General features: G+C 67.7%; 5 protein-coding genes. 3 read left to right on the top strand and 2 right to left on the bottom strand.

Going from position 1 to position 5,741, the window contains the following annotated elements; translation table 11 throughout:
* A partial coding sequence (locus tag VKH46_05180) for a hypothetical protein (protein ID HKB70216.1) occupies positions 1-565 on the bottom strand: 565 nt, incomplete at its 3' end.
* 143 nt (positions 566-708) lie between these two features.
* Positions 709-3,207 carry an endopeptidase La gene (lon, locus tag VKH46_05175; protein HKB70215.1) on the bottom strand — a complete coding sequence of 833 codons (2,499 nt, stop codon included), beginning with the start codon at positions 3,205-3,207 and terminating at the stop codon, positions 709-711.
* 267 nt (positions 3,208-3,474) lie between these two features.
* Here lon and VKH46_05170 point away from each other — a divergent pair, with 267 nt between their 5' ends.
* From VKH46_05170 to VKH46_05160, 3 genes are read left to right on the top strand one after another with little or no spacing between them, the layout of a single operon-like run.
* Positions 3,475-4,722, top strand: coding sequence for an HlyD family efflux transporter periplasmic adaptor subunit (locus VKH46_05170; GenBank protein HKB70214.1), 1,248 nt, complete (start codon positions 3,475-3,477; stop codon positions 4,720-4,722).
* Between the two features lie 10 nt (positions 4,723-4,732).
* Positions 4,733-5,437, top strand: a complete 705-nt coding sequence (locus VKH46_05165; GenBank protein ID HKB70213.1) for an ABC transporter ATP-binding protein — start codon at positions 4,733-4,735, stop codon at positions 5,435-5,437.
* 21 nt (positions 5,438-5,458) lie between these two features.
* Positions 5,459-5,641 carry a hypothetical protein gene (locus VKH46_05160; protein HKB70212.1) on the top strand — a complete coding sequence of 61 codons (183 nt, stop codon included), beginning with the start codon at positions 5,459-5,461 and terminating at the stop codon, positions 5,639-5,641.
* Positions 5,642-5,741 lie beyond the last annotated feature (100 nt).

The following is a 5,741-nucleotide window of genomic DNA, read 5'->3' as shown; positions in this document are numbered from 1 at the left end:
CCGAGCCGACCCCGGGGATGACGCCGGCGCGGTACTCGGAGACGATTCCGGTCCCGGACACCGCCACGCCCCCGGAGGCGACGAGCGACGGGTCGAACGGCCGCGTTCCTTCGACGTCGCCGGAGTAGATCAGAAAGCTCCCGGCGAAGGGATTGGAAAGATAGACCGGGTTGCCGCAGGAGCCGCTGCCGTAGATTCCGATCAGATCGCCCTGGCGGATCGGGAGCGCGGGAGAGAGCGCGGCCGTGAAGAAATCGCCGGAAGGCGTGAGCGTGTTCACCGCCTGCTCGGCGGTCAGCGTCAGGGAATCGCCGGTCCGACGGAAGATCTTCACCTTGCCCGCCACGGCGCACGAGGACACGCCCCATCCGAACCGGACCGCGGTGAGCGAGCCGGTGGCGCTCGCCGGATTGTTGAGATCGATGAGGGTGCTGTCCGATACGCCGGCGTCCGCCACGGCCGAGCTGATCGAGGGATTTCCCACGGTGAGAGACACGGCGGGAAGAACGGCGGCGGCGCCGAGGATCGAGGCCGCGATGGCGAAGACTCGCGCGAACACACGCATGAAGGCTCCTTTCGAAAATGACTGCCGACCACCAGCCGGAACGACCGGGGGGACGACCATTCTGGCACGGAGTGGTCGAGTTCCCGAGAGCAAGGAAAAGGCGGCCCCGAAAGGCCGCCTCCGTCATCGAAGGAGAGACGCTCTCAGTGCGGCGTTTCGCTCTGGAGCGAGGCGGATTCGCCGAGAGTCGCCGTCGCGGTAGCCACTTCCTCCGGAGCGAACCGGAGCCGCCCCTCGCGGAACGTCGCCCCGCGGAGCGTGAAGGAGAGCGCCTCGCCGAGCTCCGAGACGGGATAGACCGTCAGCATGCTCCGGACTTCCTCCGTCAGGTCCTCGAGGTCGGACTCGTTGGCCCTGGGGATGACGATCGTCGTGATTCCCGCCCGCACCGCGCCGAGGATCTTCTCCTTGAGGCCGCCGATCGGGAGCACGCGCCCGGAGATCGTGATCTCGCCGGTCATCGCGACGTCGCTGCGCGCCGGGCGCTTCGAGAGCGCCGAGACGAGCGCGGTCGCCATCGTGATTCCCGCCGAGGGGCCGTCCTTCGGGATCGCGCCGGCCGGCACGTGGATGTGCACGTCGCGGTCGAACGCCTCCTCGTCGATCTGGAGCGCCGAGGCGTGCGATCGGGCGTACGTCCATGCCGCGCGCGCCGACTCCTTCATGACGTCGCCGAGCTGCCCGGTCAGGACGAGCTCACCCTTGCCGCGCATCAGCGACGCCTCGACGAACATGATGTCGCCGCCGGCCGGCGTGTAGTACATCCCGGTCGCGATGCCGACCTGGTCCTGGGTCGCCTTCTGCTCCGCGCGGACCTTAGGCCGGCCGAGGATGGCGGCGACGTCCGAGGCGCGGACGGCGAAGGGGCCCGTCTCGCCGGCGGCGAGACGCCGCGCGATCTTCCGGGCGAGCTTCCCGAGCTCGCGCTCGAGCTGGCGCACGCCCGCCTCGCGGGTATATCCGGTGATCACCTCGGCGATCGCCCCGTCCTCGATCGTGAACCGGTCGGGGCTCAGCCCGTTGTCGGTGATCTGACGCGGCACGAGATAGCTCTTCGCGATCTCGAGCTTTTCCCGCTCGGTGTAGCCGGCGAAGTCGACGACCTCCATCCGGTCGAGCAGCGGCCCCGGGATGTTCTGCAGGAAGTTCGCCGTCGCGATGAAGAAGACCTCCGACAGGTCGAACGGCACGGCGAGGTAGTGGTCGGTGAACGTGTCGTTCTGCGCCGGATCGAGGACCTCGAGGAGCGCGCTCGCCGGGTCGCCCTGGTAGGAGACGCCGAGCTTGTCCACCTCGTCGAGGAGGAAGACCGGGTTCTTCGTCCCCGCCTGCTTCATTCCCTGCAGGATGCGGCCGGGCAGCGCACCGACGTACGTGCGCCGGTGGCCGCGGATGTCGGCCTCGTCGCGGGCGCCGCCGAGCGAGATGCGGACGTACTTGCGCCCCATCGCGCGCGCGATCGACTTCGCGATCGACGTCTTGCCGACGCCGGGAGGGCCGACGAAGAGGAGGATCCTCCCCTTTCCGGTGCCTTCCGGCTTCGCCGCCGTCTCCTTCGCCGCGCCGGGAGCGCCGGGTCCTTCCGCTGGCCTGGCGGCGGCGCGGGCCTGCGCGTCCCGCAGCTGCCGGACGGCGAGGAACTCGAGGATCCGGTCCTTGACGTCTTTCAGCCCGTAATGGTCCTCGTCGAGGATGCGCGACGCCTCGCCGACGTCCAGGTGGTCGTCGCTTCGCGTCGACCACGGAAGCTCGGAGACGTACTCGAGGTAGCTGCGGAGGATCTGGGCTTCGAGAGACTCTCTCTGGATCCGCGTCAGGCGCCCCCACTCGCGGTCGATCTCCTTGCGGACGTCTTCCGGCAGCGTCAGGGCGTCGAGCTTCTCCTTGAGCTCGCTCAGGCCTTCCTCGGCGCCTTCTCCCTCGCCGAGCTCCTTCTGGATCGCCTTCATCTGTTCGCGCAGGTACATCTCGCGCTGGCGATCTCCCAGCTCCTCCTGCACCTTCGACTTGATGTCCTCCTGCGCTTCGAGCATCCCGATCTGGCGCTGGACGAACACGAGGACGCGGCGGAGGCGGTCCTCCACCGAGAGGGTCTCGAGCAGCCCCTGACGGTCGGCGAGCGGGATCTCGACGTAGCCCGCCACGAGGTCGGCCAGGCGGCCCGGCTCGTTGACCTCGCCCAGGATCTGCTCGATGACTTCCTCCGGAACTCCCGATTTCTTTCCGAGCTCGGACGCGCGCTCCCGCGCCTCCCTGTGCAGGGCGACGAACGCGGGGTCCTTCGGATCGAGCGGAAGCATCTCCCGGGCCTCGAGGACCGTCGCCTCGAGGTGGCCGTTCTTTTCCGCGATCCGCATCGCGATCCCGCGCTGCTTGCCGTTCAGGAGCAGACGGGTCCCCCCGAGGCCGCGCTGCACGGCGCCGATCGAAGCGATCGTTCCGATCGTGTAGAGGCCTTCGGGGGTGACATCGTCGAGGTCCTGCCGCTGGGTCACGGCAAAGACGAGGGGCTCGGGGTGCGTGAGCGCCGCCTCGATCGCCCGGAGAGTGGGCTTGCGGCCGGCCGTGATCGGCACCGCGACCCCGGGAAAGAGAACCGCCGACCGCATCGGGACGACGGGAAGAGACAGTGTTTCTGACATGAAAGTCACTCCTCTGAACGGCCCTCAGCTTTCACCAGAACTTTCGACCGGGCGGTTCGACCATAAAAACATTGAGTCCAGCGGTATTATTTCTCCTGCCGAAAAAATCTGAACCCCGACTGCTCACATCCGGCCAAGTGTCCGCAATTGGGATTATCAAATCCCGTGCCCGGCCAGAACTTCGTTCTCCACCGGACGTAAACCGTTGACAGCCATCGGAATCGATTGTGGCACCGGGCTTGTTATTGCGTCCCCGAAGGAACCCGAATGGATATCCCAAGAGACACCCGAAAACCTCGCCGGCGGCGCATCATTTTCGCCGGCGTAGGAGCGCTCGCGCTCCTGGCCGTCACGCTCGGCCTGCGGCGGTTGAAGCCGGCGGCGCCGACAGTGGACCGGGCCACGCTCTGGATCGACGTGGCCAAGCGCGGCGAGATGCTGCGGCAGGTGCGGGGAACGGGCACGCTCGTCCCCGAGGTGATCCGGTGGATCCCGGCCGCCACGGACGGGCGGGTCGAGAAGATCCTCGTCCTCCCCGGCACCGCCGTGAAGGCCGACACGGTGATCCTCGAGCTCTCGAACCCGGACGTGTCGCTCGCCTCGCAGGACGCGGCGCTCCAGCTCAAGTCCGCCGAAGCCGACTACATCAGCGAGAAGGTGAAGATCGAAGGGCAGCGCCTCGACCAGGAGGCGAGCCTCGCCACACTCGAGGCCGACTACAACCAGGCGTCGCGCGAGCGCGACATGAACGAGAAACTCTTCGCCGACGGGCTCGTCTCCAATCTGGTGCTCGAGAATTCGCGGGGCAAGGTCAAGGAGCTGGCCAAACGGCTGGACATCGAGAAGAAGCGCCTCGACATGAGCGCGGACTCCGTCTCGGCGCAGCTCGCGAGCCAGAAGACCTCCGTCGAAAAGGTCCAGGCGCTCGCCGCGGTTCGGCGGGACCAGGCGGCGGCCCTGAAGGTTCGAGCGGGGATCGACGGGATCCTCCAGCAGGTCCCCGTCGAGGTGGGGCAGCGCGTTGCGGCGGGGGCGACGCTGGCGAAGGTCGCGCAGCCCGACAAGCTCAAGGCGGAGCTGAAAATCGCCGAGACCCAGGCCAAGGACATCCTGGCGGGGCAGCCGGCGGACATCGACACGCGAAACGGCGTCGTGGCCGGCGTCGTCAGCCGGATCGACCCCGCCGTCCAGAACGGAACCGTCACGGTCGACGTCGCGATCCGCGGCCCGCTTCCGAAGGGCGCGCGGCCCGACCTGTCCGTCGACGGGACGATCCAGCTCGAGAAGCTCGAGAACGTCCTGTCGATCGGGCGCCCCGCGTTCGGGCAGGAGCAGAGCACCGTCGGAATGTTCGTCCTGGAACCCGGAGGCAAGTTCGCGCAGCGCGTTCCGGTGAAGCTCGGACGAGGGTCGGTCAACGCGGTCGAGGTCCTCGGAGGTCTCAAGGCCGGCGATCAGGCAATCCTCTCGGACATGTCGAGATGGGACGGGTTCAACCGTGTCCGTCTCGAATGAAAGGAAGACGATGACGGCGAATCCGGACTCCCTGATCCACATGGAAGGAATCCGCAAGGTGTTCTACACGGACGAGGTCGAGACCCACGCCCTGTCGGAGATCCATCTGGACATCCGGAAGGGAGAGTACGTCGCGATCGCCGGACCTTCGGGATCCGGGAAGTCGACGCTCCTCGCCATCATGGGACTCCTCGACACGCCGACCCACGGCCAGTACCGCCTGAACGGCAAGGCCGTCGAGGACATCGGCCCGTCGGAGCGGGCGCGCATCCGCAACCGCGAGATCGGGTTCATCTTCCAGAGCTTCAACCTGATCGGCGATCTGACCGTATACGAGAACGTCGAGCTCCCGCTCACCTACCGCGGCATGTCTTCCGCCGAGCGCAAGAAGAGGGTCCACGAATCGCTCGAGCGCGTCGGGATGAGCCACCGGACGAAGCACTATCCGGCGCAGCTCTCGGGCGGCCAGCAGCAGCGCGTCGCGGTCGCCCGGGCGCTCGCGGGCTCCCCTTCGATCCTCCTCGCCGACGAGCCGACCGGGAACCTCGACTCCCGCAACGCCGAGTCGGTCATGGAGCTCCTGCGGGAGCTCCACCGGGACGGCGCAACGATCTGCACCGTGACGCACGATCCGAGATTCTCCCGCCACGCCGAGAGGACGATCCACGTCTTCGACGGCCGGATCGTGGAAGAGACGCTCGCCGCCGAAGCCTGACGCGGACGAAGGGAGGATCCGATGACGCACGGCCTTCAGGACGTCCGGTTCGCGCTGCGGGGCCTCCGCAAGAATCCCGGGTTCGCATTCGTCGCCGTCGCGACGCTCGCCCTGGCGATCGGCGCAAATACCGCGATCGTCTCCGTCGTTCACGCGGCGCTTCTCGCTCGCGTGGATCCGGCGGTCGCGCTCCGGACGGATTGAGGAGACGACGATGAAAGGCTTCGCCACCGATCTCAAGCACGCCGCCCGGGTCCTCGCCGCCCGTCCCGGCTTTGCCGCCGCCGCGATCCTCTCGCTCGCG

The sequence above is a fragment of the Thermoanaerobaculia bacterium genome, from assembly GCA_035260525.1.
In the GTDB taxonomy this organism is placed as follows: Bacteria; Acidobacteriota; Thermoanaerobaculia; order UBA5066; family DATFVB01; genus DATFVB01.
Note: the sequence above shows the minus strand (reverse complement) of the source record. Positions and strands in the feature narration are given on the sequence as shown.